This window comes from Rhizobium sp. YAF28 (genome assembly GCF_052113285.1).
Taxonomy (GTDB): domain Bacteria; phylum Pseudomonadota; class Alphaproteobacteria; order Rhizobiales; family Rhizobiaceae; genus Rhizobium.
The window spans coordinates 82,934-105,788 of sequence record NZ_JBFRCX010000001.1 but is presented as its reverse complement, the minus strand read 5'-3'; the positions used below and the strand labels follow the sequence as shown (position 1 = coordinate 105,788).

The following is a 22,855-nucleotide window of genomic DNA, read 5'->3' as shown; positions in this document are numbered from 1 at the left end:
CTTCATGGCCCACAAGACAAAACCGCTCGTCGAAGTCGCCGCCAGGACCGTGGACGGCCGCGTGCCGCTCGGCATCATGAATACCAGGCAGGCGCTTGACCTGCCGGAAGAACTGGACGTGGAAATCTCCCACCCCGACAAGGAAGCCGGTGTCACCGACCATTTCATCGACAGGGACGAGCTGCGCAAGGTCAGGAAGAAGGCCCGTGGCAAGCAGCGGGCGGACTGACCGATCCGGAAGAATTTCGCGAGGCGGCAAATCGGCTCCGGCGAGCCATTGATACACGCGATCCGCGAGCTATCTCGCCGGCATGGGCATCTTCGGCGAAACGTCACGCAGCAAGGGGCTGCGCCTCACACTTCAGCGGATAGAGCGGGGCGAAGGCCAGAAGGCGCTTGCCGTGCAGTTCCTCTTTACCGTCATCGATATCGCCATTCTCGTCTTCTTCGTGCTCGGCCCCTATTTCCGCGCCGCGCCCACCTATCTCGTCATCGATTACGCGATTGCATTGTGGATCGCCGCCGAGATGGCGGCGCGCGCCATTGCCGCTCCGTCGCTGCGCACCTGGATCCTGCGGCCGATGACCTGGATCGATTTCGTGGTACTGGCGACGCTTCTCTTTCCCTTCGCGCTCTTCAACTTCGCCTTCCTGCGGGTCATGCGGCTCTGGGCGATCGGCCGCAGCCCGCTGCTGAGGGTGGCGCTGCGCAGGATGGGCTGTGTCGACCGGATCGATGTTGTCCGGGCGGTCATCAATTTCGTGGTCTTCCTCTTCCTCGTCACCGGCTTCGTCTACACATCCTTCTTCTATAACCTGGAGGGCGGCGAAGGTTTCGTCGATGCGCTCTATTTCACCGTCGCAACCGTCACCACGACGGGCTTCGGCGACATCACACTGCCCGGCACGCTCGGCAAGCTCACCTCGGTCGTCACCATGATTGTCGGCATCTCGCTCTTCGTCCGGCTGGCGCAGGCGGTGGTGCGGCCGCACAAGGTCACCTTTCCCTGCCACCGCTGCGGCCTGCAGCGCCATGACGCCGATGCCGTTCACTGCAAGGCCTGCGGCGAAGTTCTCAACATTCCCGACGAAGGCGCGTGAGCATGGTTGCCCGCCTCGTCGCCGGCCCATGTGCAGCTGATGACGGAGATCGGGGGCTGCTGGCGGAAAAGGCGGCAGGCGGGTGGCTGGGCATATCTGAAACGGCGTGCCGGGAGGCGCCCCTTGTAACTTGACGTCATCCGCTTGCAGCCTAGCTAGCGCTTGAATCAGACCCCACCCGCAAGAGTTCTCCCCGCAACCGAGGAAGGAACACCATGTCCACCGGCATCATCGAAGGCTTCCAGCGCCGCCGCCTCCCGGGCGACGGCGTCGAGATCGACGCGCTCGTTGCCGGCGATGGCCCACCACTCCTCCTCCTGCACGGCTGGCCGCAGACCCGCATGTGCTGGTCGCGCGTCGCACCTGATCTGGCCAGACACTTCACGGTCGTCGTGCCCGATCTGCGCGGCTATGGCCGGAGCGACAAGCCCGAGGGCCGCGCCGATCATCAGACCCATTCCAAGCGCGCCATGGCCCGCGACCAGATCGCAACCATGCGCGCACTCGGCTTCGAGCGCTTTGCCGTCGGCGCACACGATCGCGGCGCGCGCGTCGCCTATCGCCTCGCCTTTGACCACCCCGAGGCGGTTACCCGCTTGGCAAGCCTAGACGTGATCCCGACGGCCGATATGTGGGCGCGGATGGGCGCCAGGGAGGCCGTCTCCGCCTGGCACTGGTCAATGCTGGCACAGCCGGACGGGCTGGCGGAGAAGCTTGTTGGCGCCGATCCGGAGTGGTTCATCCGCTACATCCTCTCGCATCAGTCGGCTCAGGGTTTTGCCTTTCCGGAGGAGAACATGGCCGATTATCTCGCCTGTGCCAGCGACCCCGGAAGCGTTCACGCCTGGGCCGAAGATTATCGTGCCGGCTGGACGATCGACCGCGAACTTGACGAGCAGGATCGCGGCCGCAAACTCGACATGCCGCTCTTGATGCTCTGGGGCGAACGCGGCACGCTGAAGGGCAAGGATGGTCTTGGGCCGTGGCGGGCCTGGGCAAATGCTGTCGAGGGCGAAGCCCTGCCCTGCGGTCACTTCATTCCCGAGGAAGCGCCCGACGCCGTCATTGCGCATTTCACCCGGTTCTTCGGCGCAGGCGCCTGACCGTCCTTGTATGGTCTCCGCGCCATCCGGCTTAAAAGCGGCAAGGCCCATCGCAGGCCATCCCACTCGGGCGCGTCGAGCGGATCGGCGAGCGGGTCTTGTCTCTGCTGGCGGCTTTTCCTGTGAAGCTCGTTTGCGAGCATGATCCAGTTGAGAAGCATGATCCTGCCTCCATCTATGACAGATCCAACTGAGCTAAGGCGCCGGCCCCAGCAAAGGTAGACACGTGGATAAAAGGGGGTTTTCACCGATGAAAGAGGCAAGCTGGGATGACCTGCAGCTCTTCTTCCACGTCGCGACATCGGGCGGCCTGACGGGCGCTGCGGCCCGCACCGGCCTCAGCGCGCCAACCATCGGCAGGCGGATGCTGGCGCTCGAGCGGGCAACCGGGCGCACGCTCTTCCGGCGCGGCCCGACCGGCTATCTGCTGGCTACGGATGGGGAGACACTGCTCGAGCGCGTCCTGGTCATGAAGGAGGCAGCCGAGGCGATCGCCGACTGGCGCGGCGACGTGCTGACCCTGCCGATCGTCTCGACGGGTGCGGATGCCTGGATGTTGTGGTTCATCGCCGGCCACCTGCAAGCCGTCTGGCAGCCGGAAGACAGGTTCCGCATGTGTTACAAGGCGCTCGATACCGGCCTCGACCTGACCTATCGCGAGGCGCATCTGGCCATCATGCAAGGTCGACCCGAGCGCGGCAATTTCGCCACGCGCCGCTCCGTCTCCGTTGCCCACGCAGCCTATCAGGCCAGCACTTTCAGCGCCGCCAATCACAACTGGATCTCGCTCGGAACGGAGATTGCGGTAACCCCGGCCGACAAATGGACCTTCGAGCAGCCCGACCACTGGATCACCAGCTGGACGAATACGCCGCTGATGCTGCTCCACCTCATCCGCGGCGGCGCCGGCCGCGGCCTGCTGCCCTGCTTCATGGGCGATGCCGAACCCGGTCTGGTCCGCGCCGGGCCTGTCATCGACAGCCTGACCTATGACATCTGGATCACCGTGCATGAGGATGAGCGCCAGCGGCCGGAAGTGCGCATAGTGATCGACAGGCTAAGCGCGCTTTTTGCCGCGCATGCGGACCTGTTTGCCGGCAAGTCTGCCCGCGTTTGAAGCGCGCTACAGGGCGGCTGGAGCCGCCCCATGCCGCGGCCATTGCGGCAGATGCACGACAGGATGCGTGACGACCTCGCCTTCGGCATCCTCGTCACAGGCCGTCTGCAGCTTCATGGCGCTGCCTTCGATCTTGTCGAGCAGAGTCTGAACCTCATCGAACCGGCCGAGAAGGCGGTGGGTGAGTTTTCTAAATTTCCGTTGGGACATTGATTGCCTCCTTTGATCCGGGAACGCGGCGGATCGCAGAAAGTTCGAGGTCGGCCCTGCCCCGGTCAATTGCCAAACCGGTCGGGTTGTTATCGTGAGCCATCATCAACCTGGCGCGTAAATGGCGATGATCTACGAGGAGATCCCGGGCGGTCCGGAATTGTTGACCTGGTTCGGCCAGGAACCGGCATTCAACGACGCTGAAATCATCAGCCTGTCGCTTAACCGCAGCGGCGTCAGCGAGCTGAAACTCCATGGCTGGATCAGCACCGACGTCGACCCCGATGGCCGAACCATCCTCGACAAACACGCCGTGGTCACCTTTAGCTTCGAGGAAATCATGGACCTGCAGCTGGATGGTTTCAGCGGGCAAAATGTAATCGCCGGCCTGACGTTGCGCCACGCGACGCATAGAGGGCGGGTGTTGCCGGAACGGTCTGACGAGATCGAAGTAGAACTTCGCCCCTGCTACGGGCTGGATGGATTCATCCGGGCCAAAAAGGTCACGGTATCCTACCGTCCGGGCCTTCCGGATGCGAAGGAGCAACGCGGCAAGCCATGATGCCGGCGAAACTCGGCACTGGTTACAACATTGCCATCCTGGTCGCGACTGGATCGCGCGTCTCTTATACAGAGCGCGCAAAGTGCGCTGCGGTTTTGCGATAACGGATGCGTCAAACAAAGGCTCAAAGGGTGGAAGCGGGAAAGATCGCGACGCGCTTTAGAGGGCCTCCAGGAACGATATCCGGAAAAGGAAGTTACTTCCCGACAGCAATGGTAGCGGATCGGCCTATGAGACTATTGATGATGTTGATCCTGGCGCTGATGATCACATCCGTCGTCGGCATATTGGGCGTGCAGATGTTCGGCGGTAGCGGCCAGAGCGATAAGCCGCCGGCGGTCATCCAGCAGCCCGAGCCGAAATAGCACCCTCACCGCCCCATCAGCTCGCCCATCACCCGCTCGGTCAGCCGGTCGCATTTCCAGCCGGCAAAGGGAAACGCATCGAGCGCGATCGGGCCGATCAGCTCGTCGAGCTGGCGGCGCAGCAGCGCGCGCGCCCGGTGCAGCCGGCTGCGCACGGTTTCGGGCTTGAGGGAGAGCAGCTCGGCGGTCTCCTCGACGCTCATCTCCTCGATCACTCGGGCGATGAAGACGAGGCGGAATTCTTCCGGCAGGCTGTCGGTCGCCTCTTCCACGAGTTTCAGGATCTGTCGCTGCGCCATGGTGGTCTCTGGATTGTCGATGGGCGAACCGGTGGGAAAATCGAGGATGCGGCTTTGCATCTGCGCGGTATCAACGGGTACTTCGGGCGTGCGGCTCGCTTTGCGAAGCCTGCCGAGCGCCTCGTTCATGACGATACGCGTGAGCCAGGTGGAAAAGGCGCTGGCGCCCTGGAAATCACCAAGGTGGCGGAAGGCCTTGAGATAGGCATCCTGCAGGGCATCCTCCGCCATCGCATCATCGCGCAGGATGCCGCGGGCAATGCGGAACAGCCGGCGGTTATAGCGCCGCATGATGGCGCGGAAACCCTCGGGATCGCGCGCCAGCGCCATCGCCACCAGCTCCGGGTCGCTTCTCTCTGCTGCCGCTCTTTCCACCTGCTGCGCCATGGCTCATTCCTTTTTTGCATTGGATGCGGGCCTTTTTCGCATTGGATGCCGGGGCAGGATAAAGGTTCCCGACATCCGGAAAAATCTTTTCGGGAACGTCTGCCCGATGCTGGCATCCAATTCTGCGTAGGAAACATTGACCGGCGGTATCAGCCGGATGGAGGACCAGATGCAGAAACACCTTATCGCCGCGCTCTCGGCTTTCGCGCTCTCCGCCCCCGCGGCTTTTGCCGCCGGCGCAGCACCCACCGATCCGCAGATCGCCCATATCGCCTATACGGCCGGCGTCATCGACATCGTGGCGGCCAAGCAGGCGGTCGAGAAATCCAAGAACAAGGAAGTCGTCGCCTTCGCCAACGATATGATCCGCGACCACGAGGCCGTCAACAAGCAGGCGCTCGATCTCGTCAAGAAGCTCAAGGTGACGCCCGAGGACAATGATACCAGCAAATCGCTGACATCGGCGGCCGAAAAGGAGCGGCAGAAACTCTCCAAGCTCAAGGGTGCCGCCTTCGACAAGGCCTATGTCGATAATGAAGTGGCCTACCACAAGCAGGTCAACGAGGCGCTGAAGACAGGACTGATACCGGCAGCCCAAAACCCGGACCTGAAGACCCTGCTCGAAACTGGCCTAAAACTCTTCGAAGGCCATGAGCAGCATGCCGAGCATGTTGCCTCGATGCTGAAATGACGGTCTTGGCCATTCTGCCGAGACTCTGCCTTGCGGCCGGCCTTTCCCTTTGCGGGACGGCCGCAAGCGCTGCCACGATCGAGGTCACGATCGAAAAGCTCGAGTTCAAGCCAGCGGTGGTCAAGGCACGGCCGGGCGATACGATCCTCTGGCGGAACAAGGATGTGATGGATCACACGGCGACATCCAGGGGGAGTTTCGACGTGGTGATCCCTGCGGGCAAGTCGGGGTCGACTGTGGTCAAGGGCGATGGGGTGGTGGACTATAGCTGCCGCTATCATCCCAATATGAAGGGGCGGATCGAGGTGGCTCCATAGGGGCGGATGGAACGCCCTCGCCCTCAAACGACAGCCGAACCCCTCGCACCGATCGGGTTGCGCCGGAAAAGCTCGCCGACCAGCCAGCTGTCGAGATAGGCGCGCACTTCCACGATCGTCCCGCCCGAAAAGCGGCAGAGCCAGCAATAGCGGTTGTCGAAGCGCATGCCGTCGCGGGCGGTCGCCATGGAGCGGAGCTCGACGATCGCCCAGTCGCCGTCGATGAGGATATTCTCCGTGGAAAGCTGCGTGCCGTCGGGCAGGACCTTGTGCAGCTTGGCGAAGGTGCCGGCGAGGAATTCCTGTTTGGAATGGTAGTGGCCGGCGAGCGGGTGCGTGCCCATGACCGTCCAGTCGACGTCTTCGGCGACCTTAGCGAAGAAGGCGGTGCCGTCGCCCTGTTCGAGATGGGCGAAGAGGGCTGCGATTTGCTGTTTGTTCATGGCGCGTCTCCCCCAAGGATGGTCGCGGGATGCACGGATTGATAGCATGAGTTAGCTGGTGCTGAAATAGCGGGATATTTGCTTGCGGCGGAGATCAATCCCCTCACCGCCAAAGCTTTGAAACTGCATATGCATCCATCCAGCGCCAGACCCAGGCCATGGCGAACATCGTCAGCAGCCAGCCCAGCACGACGTCAGAAAGGAAATGAGCGCCAAAAATCACGCGATTGAACGCCACAAACAGCAGGCAAGGCACCAGCACTATCGCGGCCGCCCACCTGAACCTGGCGGGCACCAGAACCAGCAGCGACAGTGATGCCGCGGCTGCGGAAGCCTCGCCGGAAGGGAAGGAGCAGTTGCGGCTGCACGCGGCGGAAACCTGCCACACCGGCGTAAAATCCATGGTCCCACCGAACTCGACAAGCTCGCGAGGCCGTACACGCCCGATGAGAACCTTGAGCGTTTGGACCGTGAGGAGCGGGCCTGCGGCAAAGCTCAGGAGGACGAACAAGGGTTTGTGCGGCGAGCAGAACCGCATGCGTCCCGGCGGGAGCCGTTGCAGCGCGATCAGCACGATCATCGAGCCGATAAGATAGGGCTGTGCGAGGCGGCTGATATCCCTTACCTCACGCAAGAACGGATCGTCGGCCAGAATGAAGATCCCCCCGCTAACAAACCAGCGCGAGACCATGAGATCGAGATTGGGAAAGGCAACAAAGACGAAACTGACCCACACGATCGACGTACCGATCGCGGCGATCGCCCGGTCCGCCGTGGATGGCGTTGCCGGCAAGGTCACGCCGCTGGAGGCAGAATTCCAGTCATCGAACACAAATTTTCGCAAGCCGGTATCTCCGAAGGCTACAGCATCGGCCCGAAAATCGGAATCGATTTTCGGAACGGCTGATGCGTCAAATCAAAGGGTTAGAGCGTCCTTTGTGCGTCCGAACGGACGCACGGCGCTCTAGTCGGGCGGCAAGCTGGTTTCGAATTGTCAAGAAATGGCGAGGAAGGGATCAAGGCGCTGTTGAGAAGAGGTTGCCTGGCTGCTGAAAGCGCGCTTGCAAATTGCAGAAATCTCGCTTGTCCGCGATAGTGGGCGTCCGGCGGCAAAGCCGACAAAGACAATTGAACAACTGCAGGGCATTGGGGTGGATAACAGTCTCGTTCTGATCGTTGAGGATGAACCGGCAATCGCGCAGATACTGGAAGCCTATTTGTTGCGTGACGGGTTCCGTACCGTTCGCGCCGGCGACGGCGAAATAGCGCTTCAACATCATGCCCATCTGAAACCCGATCTTGTGCTGCTTGACGTGCGCCTTCCGAAACTCGACGGTTTCGACGTGCTCGCGCGCCTGCGCCAGACAGGATCAACGCCGGTGATCATGGTGACGGCTATTGCCGATGACATCGACCGGTTGAGCGGCCTGCGCCTTGGCGCCGACGATTATGTGGTGAAACCGTTCAATCCGCAGGAGGTTGTTGCCCGGGTCAAAGCCGTCTTGCGCCGGACGCGGGGAGAACATGCCAACGTCATCAAGCGGTTTGGGACTATAGAGGTCGATTTCACCAGCTACACGGCGTTTGTCACCAGAGACGAGTGCCGCACGCATCTATCCCTGACGCTCAGCGAGTTTCGAATTCTCGCCTATATGATACGCCATCCGACCCAGGCTTTCGCGCGCGCCGATATTCTCGACGCCTGCCTGCCGGAAAGCGACGCTCTGGTGCGCACTGTCGACACGCATATTTCCAACCTTCGGCGCAAACTGGAAGATATGGGGCAGAACGGCTTCTTTCCTGCCGTGAGGGGAATTGGCTATCGTTTTTCGGATCCGAGATGAAGATATTCAGGCTCCCCTCGCTACCGCTTGCAACGGTTACCGCTGCCATCATCGGAGTGATGCTGCTTCTCAGCGTCGGCATGACCTATCTCGGGGCGATCTGGTATTCCACCTATCTCGAGGAAAGCATCATTGAAAACCTGCCACCGAGAGCCGCGGCTGCTTATCGCGATCTGGACAATGGCGTCGTCCCCGACCAGGATTCGCTCAAGCTCCTCCTCGCTAACCTCAATGGGCTGCAGGAAGAACAGACAGATTTCCAGCTCCAGATCCTGATTCTGACCTGCGGCCTGCTTTCGGCCCTTGTCTGCGCCATTATCGGGATATTTCTGGCGCGACAGATCGCAAGGCCTCTCGCAGAACTCACATCTGCTGCCGAAGGCCTGAAATCCGGCGACTTCTCAGTGAGCGTCGCTGCCTCGCGCCACACCACCCGAGAGGTCTCCAGTCTTCTGGATACTTTCAATGCGCTCTCAGCCAGCCTCGACAGCATGGAAAAAAGGCTGCGCTTCAACAACATGGCGGTCGCGCACGAATTGCGTACGCCACTGACGATCCTGCGGGGTTCATTGCAGGGCATGCTCGACGGCGTCTTTCCAATGGACCGGAAGATGATCTCCGATCTCCTGGTTCAGGTGGAAGGTCTCGGGAGAATTGTTGAAGATCTGCGCACCCTGTCGCTGGCGATCGGCCAGAAACTCGTGATGGAGCGTGAACGGACCGACGTGTCGCAGGTGGTAGAAGCGGTGCTGACATCGGCCAAACCCATACTGGAGACCAGCACGCTGACGCTCGAAACCGGTCTGCAACCCGCCTTTATATCGGTGGACTCGCCGCGTATTCGCCAGGCCGTGCTGGCGCTTCTGGAAAATGCCAGCCGCTACGCGGCAGACGGCAATTGGCTGCGGTGCGAAACAGAGCAATTGCCGGATGAGAGCGTCGTCATCCGCTTTCTGGATCGAGGTCCCGGATTTCCGCAAGGGCTGGATGCCGTGGCCACGAACCCCTTCTGGCGAGGTGATCCCTCCCGATCTCGTGCAACGGGCGGCACAGGACTGGGACTATCGGTGGTGCAGGCCATCGCGGTTGCCCATGGCGGACATCTTGAATTCGCCAACCGGGAAGGCGGTGGCGCGATGGTCGCAATCCACCTGCGTCCGGCATAACGCGCAAAGACCCGACCGCCATTTAGAATGGTCGCTGATAGCCTTCCTGCAAGATCTCCCCCGGCCTGAGATCATGGCCGGCAAAGTTGCCATTGCACCCACCGCGCCCCAGCAGGGGCATGCTCAATGGAACAGTTCGCCGATCGTGTGGAAACGCGATTTGCTCCGGCTGCGCCTGTCCGTTCCGCCGGTTGCGGAATTAGGCACCCTGAACCCATAGGTCTCTTCAGGATCGGCAGAGCGCTCGGCCCAGAACGCATCGATCGCCGACAGCATCATGGACCGCCGTTTGCGGCGGCGATACTGGATCGGCTGCCTGGCCCGCGACACCGCCAGGAAATGCGACATGCCGCCTTCGACGGTCAGCCCCTGCAGGACGATCAGGATCGCCTCCTTCGGGCGAATTCCCAGGAGATCGCGGGTCGCCTCGACGATCAGCCGCTTTCCATTGCGAGGACCCTGCATGCTGCCGATGACAAAGGTGTAGCCGCCCTCAGAGCCCTGGCGAAGGAATGTGAACCTGCCTGTGCACAGGAGGGCCTTGTCGCGCATACGGACGAGCTCGATGGCGAAGGCACCCTCGTGACGTCCGCCACAAAGATCGGCCAGTGCGATGCGGCACGTATAGGCCTCATTGCGGCCGTTCACCACGCCCATGTCCAGCCGTTCCCCCTGCCACAGCCTCATCATGGTTTCCCTGGCCAGGATCTTTTCCGCGACAAGGAAGTGATCGACGAGACGTGCGAGCCGCCCGGAATTGCGCATTCCGTAAACCAGGAATTTCGACAATGGCTTCTGCAGCAACGCGTCATGCGGGGCCGGAAACCCTCGTGCTGCGGCAAAACCCGCGAGGAAGCGCCACCAGCTGATAGTCAGGAGCGGATGGGCGGCAAAGCGAAACCAGAACAGAACGCCGCGCTTCCAACGGGCCCGCAGAACGAAAGTCAGTATTCTCCAGAGCAGGAGAAATCGGAACCGCCGCGGTTCATCAGCAATTTCGGGCGCTGAGTACCGACGAGGAGTGGCGGAAATCTCGCCTTTTGCCGCTGCAGTGATCAATTCATTCTGGATCATATTTTAGGCCCAACGAGTATGGTTGCGGCCAACCATCTGCGGCGGAACTATCAAGATCGCAGCAAGAAACCGTGGTCATCGCGGGGGGAACTGCCGATCAGACCTCTTCGGACATCACCGTCATCTTTCTATTTTCAATGGCATACCGCAGAGCCCGCCAGGCTCGACTTTGGTGCCGTTTCACAATCATGGCCTCACGCGCGGAATCCATGACAGTCCCGGCCTTGTGCCGTGTGACACCCCCACAACCTTTCACCCGTAACGCTGCCTCCACAATGCCGAACCGGCTGGAGGCCATCACCCCTCCTCCACCCGGTCCAACCGCTCACCCCTCACGATCGGATGCCCCTCATGTGCATGTTCTCCTCGCCGCCAAAAGCAGAGCCGCCACAGGCGCCGCCCGAATACGCCCAGCAGAAGACGCCTGATTATGCCGCGGCCCAGTCCGCTGCCGCACGCCGCGCCTCCGAAAAGGTGAAGGGTGCGCCGTCCACCATCCTCACCTCGCCTTCGGGCGCGCCGCCGCTTGCCGATACGCAGTCGCCGGCGCTGTCCGGCAATGCGCTCAAGAAGACGCTGCTCGGGCAATAGGGGCGGATAGCATCAATGGAAAATCATCGTCGCGATAACGAGACGCAGATCGCCTATCACCGCCGGCGGCTGAATGAGCTGAAGGAGGTTCGCCAGCCATGGGAGGCCGAGTGGCGGGCGCTGGCAGAGCATATCGAACCGACGCGGCTCAGGCTCCATTCCGGCCGGGAAGGCCCGCGCTCGCGTGACAAGATCATCGACAGTACCGGCACCCATGCTTACGAGACGCTGAAATCGGGCATGCATTCGGGGCTGACCTCACCGGCGCGACCCTGGTTTCGGCTGACGACCTTCGATCCGGACCTGAAGAAGCGGGATTCCGTAAAAGTCTATCTCGCCGCCGTGCAGGACAAGATGCGCGAGGTCTTTGCCGCCTCCAATCTCTACCGCGCCTTCCATATCGGCTATGGCGATCTCGGCCAGTTCGGCCAGTCGGTGGCGATCCTCGTGGAAGACGAGGAGACTGTCATCCGCGTGCAGCAGCTGGTGCATGGCCGCTTCTGGATCGCGAGGGATCACAAGGGCAAGGCGACCACGCTCTACCGCACCTTCCGCTGGAGCGTACAGCGCATCATCGAGCGCTTCGGTTACGACAATGTGCCGGAGCGGCTGCAGAGCCTCTACGACAGCTCCAAATATGGCGAGTGCTTCGATGTCTATCACGCCATCGAACCACGCTACGACCGCGACCCCAAGCTGATCGACAAGCGCAACAAGCCCTTCCTCTCCAATTACTGGATCGACGAGATCGGTGGGGAATTGCTTGAAGAAAGCGGCTTCGACAGCAATCCCATCATCGCGCCCGCCTGGGAGCTTTCCGAGGACGATCATTACGCGTTGTCGCCTGGCCAGAAGGCGCTCGGCGACATCAGGATGCTGCAGCTGGAGCAGATGCGAAAGCTCGAGGGCATCGACAAGAAGGTGCGCCCGCCGATGAACGCGCCGACCTCCATGCAGAACAGCCCGGCCTCGCTGCTGCCGGGTGCGGTCAACTACGTCGATGACCCGACCGGCAAAGGTTTCCGCCCCGCCATGGAGGTGAACCTCAGCCTTGCCGAGCTGCGCGAAGATATCCAGGAAGTGCAGAACCGCATCGAGAAGACCTTCTTTGCCGATCTCTTCTTCGCGATCACCAATATGGAAGGTGTGCAGCCGCGCAACCAGTTCGAGCTGACCCAGCGCAAGGAAGAGCAGCTCCTGCAGCTCGGCCCCGTCCTGGAAAACGTCTTCGGCGACCAGCTGGGGCCGACGATCGACCGCACTTTCGACATCCTCGCCGCCCGCGACGAGCTGCCCCCGCCCCCGCCGGAGCTGCAGGGCACGGAGCTGAAGGTGGAATATATTTCGACGCTCGCCCAGGCGCAGCAGGCGGTTGCGACAGGTGCGATCGAGCGCGGCGTCGCCTTCATGGGTCAGGTCTCGGCGGTCAAGCCGGAAGCGCTCGACAAGCTCGATGTCGACGAGGCGATCGACCTCTATTTCGATGCGATCGGCGCCCCGCCCTCGATGATCCTGGCCGATGACAAGGTGGAGGATATCCGCGCGCAGCGGGCCCAGCAGATGCAGGCGGCTCAGACCGCGCAGATGGCCTCGCAGGTGGCGCCTGCCCTCAATCAGGGCGCCAAGGCCGCACAGGTACTGGCCGATGCCAATGACAACCCGAATGGATCAGCGCTTCTGCGCCAGCTGGGTCTCGCCTGATGGATCATTTTAAGGATCAACCGTCTCTGCCCCACAACGTCGAGCGGGATGAGATCACCGCGGCCTTCCGCGAGGTCTTCGCCACCGCATCCGGCAAGCGCGTGCTGTTCTGGATGCTGGAACAGTGCGCGATCTACCAGGAGGCTTACGCGGGGGAACTCGTCAACGCCACGCATTACACGCTGGGCAAGCAGGGCGCCGGCCGGAGGCTGATCGCCGAGCTCGACCGCATCGACCCGACGCTCTACCCGCGCCTGCTGCTGGCGATCGCGGATCTCAAGGCAAATGACAAGGCAGCGGCGGCAAGCCGCGCCGCAAGTGAGGAAGGCGAAGACCATGACAGCGATGCTTAAGATCGGCAGGCCGGAAATCGCGATGAGCGCCGAGGGCCCAAATAGCGGCGGCGGTGGCAGCGGCAGCAGTGAAAGTGCTGCACCGGAAACCATTCTCTTTCCCGATGATATGCCATCACCGGATGGTGACGCCGGTGGCGATGACCACGCCGAAACCGAAGACCGCGACGCCGGCAAGCCCGATGATAGCACCGACGACCCTGCCGACCGCGTGCCCGACGATGGCCGCTACACGTTGACCATGCCCGAAGGCATCGAGGTGGATCAGGAGCTGATCGACGCGCTCGGCCCCGATTTCCACGATCTCGGCCTCACAAACCGCCAGGCGCAGCAGCTTGCCGACCGCTTCATCGAGATCCAGGGCCGGCGCGGCAAGGCGGCTTCCGAAGCCTGGGCCGGCCGCGTTCAGGGCTGGGCCGACGAGGCCCGCAGGGACCGCGAGATCGGCGGCGCAAAATGGGGCGGCACCGTGGGCTCGGCCCAGCGCGCGCTTTCGCGCCTCGGCACCCCGGCGCTGCGCGAATATCTCAACACCAGCGGTGGCGGCAACCACCCCGAAATGATCAGAATTTTCGCAAAGGTCGGATCGATGATCCAGGAGGACAACCCACCGAATGGCGGCGCGGGCGGAAACGGCAGGAAAGCCGAAACCGCGCACCTGATGTTTCCCAAAGACGCACCGAAGGGCTGATAAAACATGGCCACCATTGGCAGCTACTACCCCAACCTCGTTGACGCATTCAAAGGCTCTGCCGAAGGCGCCGTCATCGAGCTTCTCTCCCAGCAGAACCCGATCCTCGACGACGCGATGGCCGTCGAATGCAACATGGATGCCGTGCACCGCCATATGGTGCGCACCGGCCTGCCCTCCGTCTCCTGGGGCCGGCTCTACCAGGGCATCAAGCAGTCCAAGGCGACGATGCAGCAGGTGGATGACACGACCGGCTTCGTGCATGCCCGCTCCGAAATCGACATGCGCCTGCTCGATCTGGCACCTGACAAGGCCAAGGCCCGCCTCGTCGACACGATGCCTTTCATCGAGTCCCTGAGCCAGGAAATGGCCTCCGGCCTCTTCTACCATGATACGGCAACGACCCCGGAGAAGTTCAAGGGCCTGTCTGCCCGCTACTCCGCCTACAACCCCAACCTGCCGAATGTCGCGCAGCCGAACATCGCCAACCAGGTCGTCCATGGCGGCGGCACGGGTGCCGACAATACCTCGATCTGGTTCGTTACCTGGGGCGACCACGCCACCCACCTTCTCTACCCCAAGGGCACCAAGGCCGGTGTGAAGATCGACGACAAGGGCGAGCAGCGCGTGCTCGATGCCAATGGCGACCCCTACTATGCCAAGGAGACGCTCTATACCTGGCATATCGGTGCAGCCGTGAAGGACTGGCGCTACAATGCCCGCGTCGCCAATATCGACGTCTCCGACATGATATCAGGCACCGTCGATCTCTGGGCGCTGATGCGCAAGGGCTACTACCGCCTGCAGTCGCGCCGGCTGAATGCCAAGGCCAGCCGCATCGCCATCTACATGAACAAGGATGTGCTCGAAGTGCTCGACGTCCAGTCCACCGACCGGGCGCTGACCTCCGACAGGCAGAACACGGTCCACCTGACCACGCAGTTCGTCGAGGGCCAGGAAGTGAAGTTCTATCGCGGCATCCCGATCCGCGAAACGGACGCCATCCTCAACACCGAAGCGGCCGTTCCGGCCCTCGCCTGATCGTCTGCATCAGCCCGCCGTTATCAGGCGGCGGGCGCCCCTCCTTTAACGAAAGGCACATCCCATGATTTTCGACCGGCAGACGCTGCTTTCGGACGCGCAGGTTATTACCGCAACCGGCCCCAGCACCAATGTCATCAATCTCGGCCCGATCAAGACGGGTCTCACCCGCGACATCGGCAAGGGCGAACCGATCCCCTTCCTCATGCAGGTGGTGGAAGGTTTCAACAACCTGACCTCGCTTGCCGTCACCATCCAGACCGACGACAACGAGGCCTTCGCCTCGCCGAAGGCGGTCATCACCACGACGCTCACCCTCGCCGACCTCAAGGCCGGCAAGATCATCCCGCCGAGCCACATCCCGCGCGGCACGGACGAGCTTTACCTGCGCCTGCTCTACACGGTGACGGGTACTGCCCCGACCACGGGCAAGATCACCGCCGGCTTCACCGCTGGGGTTCCCTCGCATGGTTGATGTGATCGCCATCGAGCGCGGCTATTTCGGCGGCGCCAGACGCGAGCCCGGCGAGCGCTTCGCTCTGCCGGACGCGCTTTGGAAGGACGAAAAGCACCGCCCGAAATGGGTGCGGCTTGCCCGATCCGGCGCCAGGGCGGAAGCGGAGCCGGCCGAGAAAAAGCCGGCCGCAAAGCCAGCCAAGCCCGCCACGCCTCCCGAGCCAATCGGCAACGGCGTGCAGGAAGCCCTTGGCGGCCCCGCCCCGGACTGGGTGGCGCCGGAAATCCAGAACTCCTCCCAGCCTGGCGACTGACACTCGCTGATCGACAGGCCACCTCTGGAGCGCCGTGCGCCCACTCGGACGCACAAAGGACGCTCCAGCTCTTTTATTCGACGCATCGGGCTTCCGAAAATCGATGCCGATTTTCGGGCCGATGCCGTAGCGGCCTCGGCCGCTCTTTTTTCTCTCCGAGCGAAGGCAAGGCGCCAATGGCGAAACTCCACAATATGCAGCGCGTCCAGGGCGTCGTGATCGTTCCCGACGGCACGCGCATGTTCAACAACCGCCCTGTCATCGGCATCCGCGATGTGGGCGGCGCCACCCTGTTTACCGATAACAAGCCTGTGCTCGGCATCGATATCATCAGCGATGGCGCGACTGTCTATAACGACCTGCCCGTGCTCGGCACCGACGATCCGGCATGGCCCGGCATCCTTGACGGCATCAATGCGTGGATCGTCGCGCAGGCGGGCCGCGAAGGTGTCATGCTCTGCAACACGCTTGCGCTCGATGGCCCCGCCTCCGGCATCTCGCCTGCCATGTTCGTCGACGGCCTTCACCCCAAGCCCGACCTGATGGCAAAACGATCAGACATCCTCCTGCCGATCCTGCAGGGCATGGTTTCGGCCGGGGAAACGCGCTCGCTCGATCCGCTTGCCGCCTACAACATCTTCCCGCCCAAGGGCACGCCGGGGACCACCGGCACCAAGACAAACGTCACCGGCGATGTCGCCACCGGCATGCGCCTGGTTCGCGGAACCGGCACGTCGACCTATGTCGGCAGCAAGGAAGTGCTGGCGGCCGGAAACGAGAAGCAGGTGATCACGATCACGCCCGTCAACGACGCGCTCGCCGTCCATACCTTAACCTACGGCCTGCCGGCCAATCTCAGCCTGACAACGCTCGGCCTCGTCGCCGGCGACTGGCTCGAAATCCAGATCCCGGTCGAGCTGAACGACTGGGCGGGCTGGGATTACCTCGACAGCTCCATCCGCGGCCCCGTCCAGATCGGCAACACGGTGACGGTCACCAGCGGCGGCTGGACGACGGGTAACTACATCGGCGGGCGCAACCGCTCGCTCATCTGCGGCTCGAAACTCTGGCTTCCGACCGGGCTGACGATGACGAACATCCGGCTCGATAACCTGCTGATCCTGCGGCACCTCTGCAATACGGGCGGCACGGGGGTCGCAAAGATCGGGGCGCCGATCATTCGTAAGCTTGCTGCTGATCCTCGGGCCGCATGGAAGCTGGCGACCTGACCCCCGCCGTATCTGAAGCGGGTGTCCTGGATGCCTTCAGTTTGTCCCTCAGCAACAAGAGCAATATCCCTGCTAAAATGACGGCCTGCAAGGACAAGTAGGCGTACAAGATCCACCAGAACATGGCTCATTCATTCTCCCCCTAGGTGGGAGTGAAATATGACAGCAGTTACTACGGAAAACAGGGACCAAGGTCTGATGTGGCGACCCCGCGTGGAAAAGGGTGCCTCCCGGTCAGGGAAAGACACCCTTTTCTTGCCGACTCTGAAGGCGCCAGCAGGAAAGAAATTAGCGGACAGACCGCATTCTGCAATCGGACCAAAGTCCGACGCCGACTAATTCGATGCCTCCGGCCAGCGCATCGCTCAAGCGGCGAGTAGCCAAGGCCAGAAACAGCCGTTCCACCGACATCAGGCGATCGGTTGCGGCATCCGCTACCCTCATCTGCTAGCGAGGACCTTCTTGCCGAAGAGCCTCGTAATGAAAGCCGTTGCCACGCGCAATGCAACGGGCGCGGCAGAGGGCCGGCGAATGCTCGGCTGCAGGCCCGCCTTCAGGCGGGAACGTGGTGTCGGATGGATCTCATCTCTCATGGACCAACCATCGCCTTTCCGGGCGTCTACGCCCCGAGGCGAAATCGCTTCTTTGACGACCCTGTCCTTTGAGCTGACGATACCGGAAACGTTGCCTTTGTTCACAGCTACGGTCTGTATCAACTCGTCTATGTCGTAAACCTGCTGCGTTTCTTCAAACAGCTGCTCGATGCCCATTCCACCCGACCCCGGAAGCTCAACCCGAAGGGAGCGGTATCAGGCTGGAAATTGCACGTAAATCGCGCAATGCAACAAGCCCGAGAGAAAATCAGATCAAGGTCAACCGGTAAGGTTAAATCCCGCAAGGCGGCGGGTCCACTACCCTCATCACCGCCGATCGTCGATCGCCGGAGTGTTCCTTCAGGCCAATGAAGCACCGCAAGCGCTGTAACGCCAGCGTCGTCTGAAGCTTTTGCTGGCAGCGGATCTTTTATTCCCTGATCTTCTCGTTAAGCTGCAGGAAGCATTGGGGGATTACATGAAAAAGCTATTGTTTCTATTGGTTTCGCTAGCTTTATTGGCGTCAAGCGCAAACGCACAATATCGTGAGGCCGACACCGTCAATCTATGGATCGACGAAATTAGAGCTCGCAACCCAGTGGCATATGCAATCCTCAAGGATCATATGCCTGAAGCGCGCAAGATAGACAGGATGTTTCAGGCCGGAAACGCAGATGCTGCTCAAAGAGAAATGGTCGCGGTTGTCTGGAAATATCGCGATCGTGCATTCTCACGCGCTGGCGACGCCGCGGCGATCGAGGTGGTAAGAAAGACGAATGAAATCATTGATTTCCTCAGCAAAAACTATCCGCAGGGATGCCTTGAACTCCTCCGCCAACAATTGTCTCTGAAAACCCTGTCAATTCTCGAAGAGACACAAATCTATCCGCGTTATCTCGAGGCCCAGCGGCTGGCCTATGAGGATGGGAAAAATCACGCCCCGATTGCAAGGATGGACATACCGACCATGTATGACGTGGTGACCAACGATTTGGGAGTGAGCGACGCCGAGATACACATGATCGTCAAGCCCGAGAGCATCCCTGCCGCGCAACTATGTTCCCTCGCAAGAAAGAACCTCAATATCGACGCCATCAGGGAGTCTCAAAGGGGTCAATACGCAAGAGCGAATATCTCGTCGAAGAGAGCACAGTGAATATCTGGCGTCGGTTCATCCAGCTATGGCAGTACTTTACGCTCGCCTGGATCGTCACTCTTTCGTCAGTCTGCTGGCCGCTCGTCACCAATGATTTGTGGTGGGCGGGCGAGACTAAGGTAGAAGAATACGCCTTGACCAAGTTGCCGGTGCGCTGCATCGAGGCCCGTGGCACGTTTGCCGTCGACTACGAAATGCGCGACCCGGCGGAGCCATGGAATCGCGACCCCTATGAAGGGTACGACCTAGCGTGCTGGTACGGCGAAGAGCAATTCAAAGCACTTTGGCCAGAATATAAGAATGCGTCGTTCAACGAGATCTCAGCCGCTCGATATTGGTCTTTGGGCTGGGCCAAGACAACAGATCGCTATATCTTGACGAAGCTGGCCGCGTTTATCGTATTGGGACCGCCGCTGATTGCTCTTGCAATCGGTTACCTCCTCCGGTTGGCATACTAAGGTCTGCCTCCCGGCGCCTCACGATGAAGCGACCATGCTCGACGCACCCGCCGACTTGACGCCGACGCAAGCTATGTCCTGGCCGACTCCGTCATATACGTCGACGGGCGCAATCGCTCGCTCATCCGCGGTTCGAAACTCTGGCCTCCGCCTAGGCTGACGATGACGAACATCCGCCTCGGCAACCTGCTGATCCCAAGACACCGCTGCAATACGGTTGGCACCGGGGTCGCTAAAATCGGGGCGCCGATCATCCGCAAGATCGGCAGTCCGAGAGCTGTCTCGGAACTGGCGGCCTGACCCGCCACCCCAAAACGAAGCCCGCCAAAGGGTGTTGGCGAACTTCCCAGGAGAAAGAGTTGAAAAGGGTGCTCGGGGTCAGGAAAGAGACACCCTTTTCGTGCTGACTCTGGAGGCATCAGCCGAACAGAAATTAGCGGGCAGATCGCCGTCTTCAATCGGACTAAAGTCCCACACGCCGCGCCCGACCCTCTTGCACGACCTCACATCCGAACCGACAAAACGAGCGAGATTCGACGAGGCGAACCGCGAGACGCGAAAACTTTAGAAAATACGAAAATAAAAAACTATTCGTGTAATTTGATGATACTGTAGCAGATGATAGAATAATATTTTAACTGAGGCAAAATCATGAAATCGCTTTTTCCAGAAATGTCCACGAGGCAGATAGTCGTATTCATGATCGAGACATCCGTTCTCGTTGCATCGCTCGTTGCTGTCCTCTCTGTAACGATACCTTTGCTCTGATTTCGACGCCCTTGTGAGTTGAAGCGGACCTTCTTTGAAAACGGCGTCCCTCTGACAAATAAAAGCGGCGACGGCGAAATCGCAAAAAGAGGCCCGCCGAAGCGGGCAAGTTTTTTGAGGAAAGGTCAGACAGCGCGGCCGAGGCTATTGAAGGGTCAAGCGCACGTGCATCCGCCGCGTGGTCCATGCCACCTTAACTGACCCGATATCTAAAAGTTCCGATCAGACCTTGCCTCTGGCGGCAGAGACCAAAACCTTCAACTGGTCGAAATTGTGCACGCCCTCGCGGAACAGTTCGATGGTAATTGCGGCGATGCGCGCCGTCTCCTCATCATCCCTGGCAAGCTGAAATTCCGCCTGCACGGCATCCAGCACGCGCTGGCAAATGGCGAGGTCTTCCGACGTCATCGGTTGATCGCGCCCGCTTATGTGACGCTCAATCATTCGATCCCTCCATCATTGGAAATCGGGATTCGAGATAATTTCGGATGGCGGATTTTCAAGCGTGTTTCGCCAGAATTTACGGGCAGGCAGAGGCCCGGCCCCTCGTGCTGACCAGGCCTCCCCATCACCACCTCGTCAGTGCTGAGCATGGCGGCGGGTCCACTACCCTCATCGCCGCTGCTCGTCAATCGTCGCAGCGTTCCTTCGGGTCAATGAAGAACAGTAAGCGCTGTAACACCAGCTTCGTCCGCAGCCCGGATGATGGCCGCTCTGAGCTCGTCGGCTCCGGCTTTACCGGTCATCACGTCCAGGCAGGCTTTCACGGCAGACAGGAACTCCTCGCCATCGTCGGATGGCCATTCCCTCATCAGCGCGTCGGCAGCTTCCCCGACCGTCCGGACAATCAAACGTCTGTTCTCGTCCTTGAAGACAAGGATGACCGGATCGAACGATGCAGAAGTGTCCCATTTCATTACGCTTGGTTCCCGACGAACTAACATATCGGTAACCTTGCAAAAGTCATGCCGCTGCACGCTGCGGTTAGGCAATTGCCGTTGGCCGCATGGCTGAATGACGAAAAACGGCCGGCGAAAGCCGGCCGTTTCAGAGGCGGTCACTGCGCGCCTCAGACCAGCAGAGAGCTGTTGATCAGGATGTCGCTATGGTCGAAGAAGGCCTTGTTGACGCCGACGAAGGCGATGTCCTGGGCGGCATCCTTGCCGGCTCCGTCGTGATCGTAGGACAGGACGCCGGTGGCGGCATTGTAGGTCAGGACCGCATGATCGCCGCTGACCTTCGGGCCATTCTTCACGAGCACCAGGAAGGCATCGTCATCGACAACACCGTTATTGTCCTTGTCGAGGCCGGTGAAGAAGCTGCCGAGCGAGATCTTGTCGTTGGCATCGAAATCCCAGATCGAGTCCTTGTTGGCCGCACCCATTTCGTTGAAATGGAACGTATCGGCGCCGCCCTTGCCATAAAGGCTGTCATTGCCGGCGCCGCCAGCGATGAGATTGCTGCCGGCATTGCCGGTGATCGTGTTTGCCAGCTGGTTGCCGATGCCGTTGATGGCACTGCCGGAAAGGCGGAGGTTTTCGACGAAAGCATTGTCCTTGAGGCTGACACTGACCGAGGCCCAGATCGTATCCGTGCCGCCGCCCGCTGCTTCGTTGACGACCCGGTCCCCGGCATTGTCGAAGACATAGCCGTCATCGCCTGCCGAACCGTGGACCGTGTCGGCACCGCCGCCGGCATCGATCCAGTCATTGCCCGACGTGCCGTAGAACGTATCGGCGGTGGCCGAACCGATGATGTTCACGCGCTCCACCGAAATCAGCGTGACGGTCGAATGGTAGCCGTCAGCGCCGATGATATCGTAGACGACCGCATTGCCGTTCACCGTTGCAGTAACGGACTGCGCAAGCGAGAAGTCGAGTGCAGCATTGTCAGTGCCGGCTCCGCCTTCGAAATATGCCGACTGTCCGTGGTCGAACGCCCAAGGATCGCCTCCCAGGCCTTGCTTGTAGACCAGCGTGTCATCGCCGTTGCCGCCGCCGACGAAGTTCCGCGAATGATCGCTGGTAACGAGGAACCTGTCGTTACCGTCCCCACCGTAGAGCTCATTGTGGCCGGCGAAGCCATTGAGGATGTTGTCGCCGTCGCTACCAAACATACGATTGTCGAGTTCGTTGCCATAGCCTGCCGCATTGCCCTCAACAAGATTGAGGTCTTCGATGCCGGCCCCGAGAGTATAGGTCAATAGCGTTGTGGTAACGGTATCCGGCGGCCCCCAAACACCCCCAAGCTCGATGACCTGATCGCCGACATCGTCTACGAAATAGGTGTCCCTCTCACTCCCACCAATCATCGTATCAGCGCCAGCGCCGGGATTGATGAAGGCAGACATGCCACCGCTTATCTTGACGTAATCATTGCCGGCACCCGCGAAAATCATCGCGTCATCTGCATACGTCACTTCGATATGATTATCGTCATTGCCCCCGTAAATATGGAGTTGGGCGGCAATCAAGCCGTAGGTATTCAGCGGCGCATCCGACGCTATGCCGCCAAAGAAAGCATTGTTCATGAGCGCGTCGGCCGAGAGATAACTCAGAAAATCTCCCGATCCGAGAGTAAGGCCGAGAGACGTCTTAAAAGAACCTATCGACAGGGAAGTATCGGCCGATCCGCCCGTAAATGTCGTATCATCGATAAACTGACCGAAGGATACGTTTCCAGTCTGACTAAAAACAAGCGTTCCCATGAAACCCCACAAAAAATCTGCGCACGCGGGATTTCTTCCACAGCCACAACCAGAAGTCAAAGCATTGGTTAACAAATACCCAATACTGTTGCATCGCAGCAATATTTTAGATCATATAA

Annotated in this window: 29 protein-coding genes; 20 read left to right on the top strand and 9 right to left on the bottom strand. The window is 60.7% G+C overall.

Going from position 1 to position 22,855, the window contains the following annotated elements; genetic code table 11:
• Nucleotides 1-4 precede the first annotated feature (4 nt).
• The 4 genes from AB4Z13_RS00565 to AB4Z13_RS00550 all read left to right on the top strand — a co-directional run bounded on the left by AB4Z13_RS00565 (nucleotide 5) and on the right by AB4Z13_RS00550 (nucleotide 3,320).
• On the top strand, nucleotides 5-229 hold the full coding sequence (locus tag AB4Z13_RS00565; RefSeq protein ID WP_113325323.1) for a hypothetical protein: 225 nt from the start codon (nucleotides 5-7) through the stop codon (nucleotides 227-229).
• An 82-nt stretch (nucleotides 230-311) separates the two neighbouring features.
• Complete coding sequence (locus tag AB4Z13_RS00560) at nucleotides 312-1,100, top strand: potassium channel family protein (RefSeq protein ID WP_310386347.1); 789 nt, start codon at nucleotides 312-314, stop codon at nucleotides 1,098-1,100.
• 215 nt (nucleotides 1,101-1,315) lie between these two features.
• Nucleotides 1,316-2,203, top strand: a complete 888-nt coding sequence (locus tag AB4Z13_RS00555) for an alpha/beta fold hydrolase (protein ID WP_442205467.1) — start codon at nucleotides 1,316-1,318, stop codon at nucleotides 2,201-2,203.
• A 250-nt stretch (nucleotides 2,204-2,453) separates the two neighbouring features.
• The gene (locus AB4Z13_RS00550; protein ID WP_442205466.1) at nucleotides 2,454-3,320 is read left to right on the top strand and encodes a LysR family transcriptional regulator; all 867 of its coding nucleotides are present in this window, start codon (nucleotides 2,454-2,456) and stop codon (nucleotides 3,318-3,320) included.
• 6 nt (nucleotides 3,321-3,326) lie between these two features.
• On the opposite strand, the gene AB4Z13_RS00545 is transcribed toward AB4Z13_RS00550, so the two are convergent.
• On the bottom strand, nucleotides 3,327-3,530 hold the full coding sequence (locus tag AB4Z13_RS00545) for a hypothetical protein (RefSeq protein WP_442205465.1): 204 nt from the start codon (nucleotides 3,528-3,530) through the stop codon (nucleotides 3,327-3,329).
• A gap of 121 nt (nucleotides 3,531-3,651) precedes the next feature.
• On the opposite strand from AB4Z13_RS00545, the gene AB4Z13_RS00540 reads away from it, so the two are divergent.
• Together AB4Z13_RS00540 and AB4Z13_RS00535 are read left to right on the top strand one after the other, a co-directional pair.
• Nucleotides 3,652-4,092, top strand: coding sequence for an Imm50 family immunity protein (locus AB4Z13_RS00540; RefSeq protein ID WP_442205464.1), 441 nt, complete (start codon nucleotides 3,652-3,654; stop codon nucleotides 4,090-4,092).
• 242 nt (nucleotides 4,093-4,334) lie between these two features.
• Nucleotides 4,335-4,457, top strand: coding sequence for a hypothetical protein (locus tag AB4Z13_RS00535; protein ID WP_310386355.1), 123 nt, complete (start codon nucleotides 4,335-4,337; stop codon nucleotides 4,455-4,457).
• A gap of 5 nt (nucleotides 4,458-4,462) precedes the next feature.
• Here the strand turns inward: AB4Z13_RS00535 and AB4Z13_RS00530 are convergent, their stop codons facing one another.
• Nucleotides 4,463-5,143: an RNA polymerase sigma factor gene (locus AB4Z13_RS00530; protein ID WP_442205463.1), complete on the bottom strand. Its 681-nt coding sequence runs from the start codon at nucleotides 5,141-5,143 to the stop codon at nucleotides 4,463-4,465.
• Nucleotides 5,144-5,312: 169 nt separating this feature from the next.
• On the opposite strand from AB4Z13_RS00530, the gene AB4Z13_RS00525 reads away from it, so the two are divergent.
• Nucleotides 5,313-5,834: a DUF4142 domain-containing protein gene (locus AB4Z13_RS00525; RefSeq protein WP_442205462.1), complete on the top strand. Its 522-nt coding sequence runs from the start codon at nucleotides 5,313-5,315 to the stop codon at nucleotides 5,832-5,834.
• A complete protein-coding gene (locus tag AB4Z13_RS00520; RefSeq protein WP_442205461.1) occupies nucleotides 5,831-6,151 on the top strand; it encodes a cupredoxin domain-containing protein in 321 nt (106 codons plus the stop codon). Before AB4Z13_RS00525 ends, AB4Z13_RS00520 begins: the two co-directional genes overlap by 4 nt.
• Nucleotides 6,152-6,174: 23 nt before the next feature.
• Here the strand turns inward: AB4Z13_RS00520 and AB4Z13_RS00515 are convergent, their stop codons facing one another.
• Nucleotides 6,175-6,594, bottom strand: a complete 420-nt coding sequence (locus tag AB4Z13_RS00515; RefSeq protein WP_442205460.1) for a nuclear transport factor 2 family protein — start codon at nucleotides 6,592-6,594, stop codon at nucleotides 6,175-6,177.
• A gap of 103 nt (nucleotides 6,595-6,697) precedes the next feature.
• Nucleotides 6,698-7,438 (bottom strand): phosphatase PAP2 family protein, encoded by a 741-nt coding sequence (locus tag AB4Z13_RS00510; RefSeq protein WP_442205459.1) that lies wholly within the window; start codon nucleotides 7,436-7,438, stop codon nucleotides 6,698-6,700.
• Between the two features lie 307 nt (nucleotides 7,439-7,745).
• On the opposite strand from AB4Z13_RS00510, the gene AB4Z13_RS00505 reads away from it, so the two are divergent.
• Both AB4Z13_RS00505 and AB4Z13_RS00500 read left to right on the top strand, forming a co-directional pair.
• Nucleotides 7,746-8,438, top strand: a complete 693-nt coding sequence (locus tag AB4Z13_RS00505; protein ID WP_439017244.1) for a response regulator — start codon at nucleotides 7,746-7,748, stop codon at nucleotides 8,436-8,438.
• Nucleotides 8,435-9,604 carry an ATP-binding protein gene (locus AB4Z13_RS00500; protein ID WP_442205458.1) on the top strand — a complete coding sequence of 390 codons (1,170 nt, stop codon included), beginning with the start codon at nucleotides 8,435-8,437 and terminating at the stop codon, nucleotides 9,602-9,604. The genes AB4Z13_RS00505 and AB4Z13_RS00500 overlap by 4 nt, the downstream gene beginning before the upstream one ends.
• A gap of 123 nt (nucleotides 9,605-9,727) precedes the next feature.
• Here the strand turns inward: AB4Z13_RS00500 and AB4Z13_RS00495 are convergent, their stop codons facing one another.
• Nucleotides 9,728-10,678 carry a DUF535 family protein gene (locus tag AB4Z13_RS00495; RefSeq protein WP_442205457.1) on the bottom strand — a complete coding sequence of 317 codons (951 nt, stop codon included), beginning with the start codon at nucleotides 10,676-10,678 and terminating at the stop codon, nucleotides 9,728-9,730.
• Between the two features lie 351 nt (nucleotides 10,679-11,029).
• Here AB4Z13_RS00495 and AB4Z13_RS00490 point away from each other — a divergent pair, with 351 nt between their 5' ends.
• From AB4Z13_RS00490 to AB4Z13_RS00455, 8 genes are all read left to right on the top strand, one after another.
• Entirely contained in the window at nucleotides 11,030-11,269 is a 240-nt protein-coding gene (locus AB4Z13_RS00490) for a hypothetical protein (RefSeq protein ID WP_439015548.1), read from the top strand.
• Nucleotides 11,270-11,284: 15 nt separating this feature from the next.
• Entirely contained in the window at nucleotides 11,285-12,970 is a 1,686-nt protein-coding gene (locus AB4Z13_RS00485; protein ID WP_442205456.1) for a portal protein, read from the top strand.
• Nucleotides 12,970-13,323: a hypothetical protein gene (locus tag AB4Z13_RS00480; protein WP_113324666.1), complete on the top strand. Its 354-nt coding sequence runs from the start codon at nucleotides 12,970-12,972 to the stop codon at nucleotides 13,321-13,323. The genes AB4Z13_RS00485 and AB4Z13_RS00480 overlap by 1 nt, the downstream gene beginning before the upstream one ends.
• Nucleotides 13,307-14,014, top strand: a complete 708-nt coding sequence (locus AB4Z13_RS00475; protein WP_442205455.1) for a hypothetical protein — start codon at nucleotides 13,307-13,309, stop codon at nucleotides 14,012-14,014. Before AB4Z13_RS00480 ends, AB4Z13_RS00475 begins: the two co-directional genes overlap by 17 nt.
• A 6-nt stretch (nucleotides 14,015-14,020) precedes the next feature.
• Nucleotides 14,021-15,055 (top strand): major capsid protein, encoded by a 1,035-nt coding sequence (locus AB4Z13_RS00470; RefSeq protein ID WP_442205454.1) that lies wholly within the window; start codon nucleotides 14,021-14,023, stop codon nucleotides 15,053-15,055.
• 64 nt (nucleotides 15,056-15,119) lie between these two features.
• Nucleotides 15,120-15,530 carry a Bbp16 family capsid cement protein gene (locus AB4Z13_RS00465; protein ID WP_442205453.1) on the top strand — a complete coding sequence of 137 codons (411 nt, stop codon included), beginning with the start codon at nucleotides 15,120-15,122 and terminating at the stop codon, nucleotides 15,528-15,530.
• Nucleotides 15,523-15,825 (top strand): hypothetical protein, encoded by a 303-nt coding sequence (locus tag AB4Z13_RS00460; RefSeq protein ID WP_439015554.1) that lies wholly within the window; start codon nucleotides 15,523-15,525, stop codon nucleotides 15,823-15,825. The genes AB4Z13_RS00465 and AB4Z13_RS00460 overlap by 8 nt, the downstream gene beginning before the upstream one ends.
• A 176-nt stretch (nucleotides 15,826-16,001) precedes the next feature.
• Nucleotides 16,002-17,054, top strand: coding sequence for a hypothetical protein (locus tag AB4Z13_RS00455; protein WP_442205452.1), 1,053 nt, complete (start codon nucleotides 16,002-16,004; stop codon nucleotides 17,052-17,054).
• A gap of 440 nt (nucleotides 17,055-17,494) precedes the next feature.
• On the opposite strand, the gene AB4Z13_RS00450 is transcribed toward AB4Z13_RS00455, so the two are convergent.
• Nucleotides 17,495-17,824, bottom strand: a complete 330-nt coding sequence (locus tag AB4Z13_RS00450; RefSeq protein WP_442205451.1) for a hypothetical protein — start codon at nucleotides 17,822-17,824, stop codon at nucleotides 17,495-17,497.
• A 301-nt stretch (nucleotides 17,825-18,125) separates the two neighbouring features.
• On the opposite strand from AB4Z13_RS00450, the gene AB4Z13_RS00445 reads away from it, so the two are divergent.
• On the top strand, nucleotides 18,126-18,803 hold the full coding sequence (locus AB4Z13_RS00445) for a hypothetical protein (protein WP_442205450.1): 678 nt from the start codon (nucleotides 18,126-18,128) through the stop codon (nucleotides 18,801-18,803).
• Nucleotides 18,800-19,261 (top strand): hypothetical protein, encoded by a 462-nt coding sequence (locus AB4Z13_RS00440; RefSeq protein WP_442205449.1) that lies wholly within the window; start codon nucleotides 18,800-18,802, stop codon nucleotides 19,259-19,261. Before AB4Z13_RS00445 ends, AB4Z13_RS00440 begins: the two co-directional genes overlap by 4 nt.
• A 990-nt stretch (nucleotides 19,262-20,251) precedes the next feature.
• On the opposite strand, the gene AB4Z13_RS00435 is transcribed toward AB4Z13_RS00440, so the two are convergent.
• The 3 genes from AB4Z13_RS00435 to AB4Z13_RS00425 form a co-directional block, all read right to left on the bottom strand.
• Nucleotides 20,252-20,473: a hypothetical protein gene (locus tag AB4Z13_RS00435; RefSeq protein ID WP_007823043.1), complete on the bottom strand. Its 222-nt coding sequence runs from the start codon at nucleotides 20,471-20,473 to the stop codon at nucleotides 20,252-20,254.
• A gap of 209 nt (nucleotides 20,474-20,682) precedes the next feature.
• On the bottom strand, nucleotides 20,683-20,946 hold the full coding sequence (locus tag AB4Z13_RS00430; protein WP_442205892.1) for a DUF982 domain-containing protein: 264 nt from the start codon (nucleotides 20,944-20,946) through the stop codon (nucleotides 20,683-20,685).
• A gap of 152 nt (nucleotides 20,947-21,098) precedes the next feature.
• Nucleotides 21,099-22,559 carry a calcium-binding protein gene (locus AB4Z13_RS00425; RefSeq protein WP_442205448.1) on the bottom strand — a complete coding sequence of 487 codons (1,461 nt, stop codon included), beginning with the start codon at nucleotides 22,557-22,559 and terminating at the stop codon, nucleotides 21,099-21,101.
• Nucleotides 22,560-22,855 lie beyond the last annotated feature (296 nt).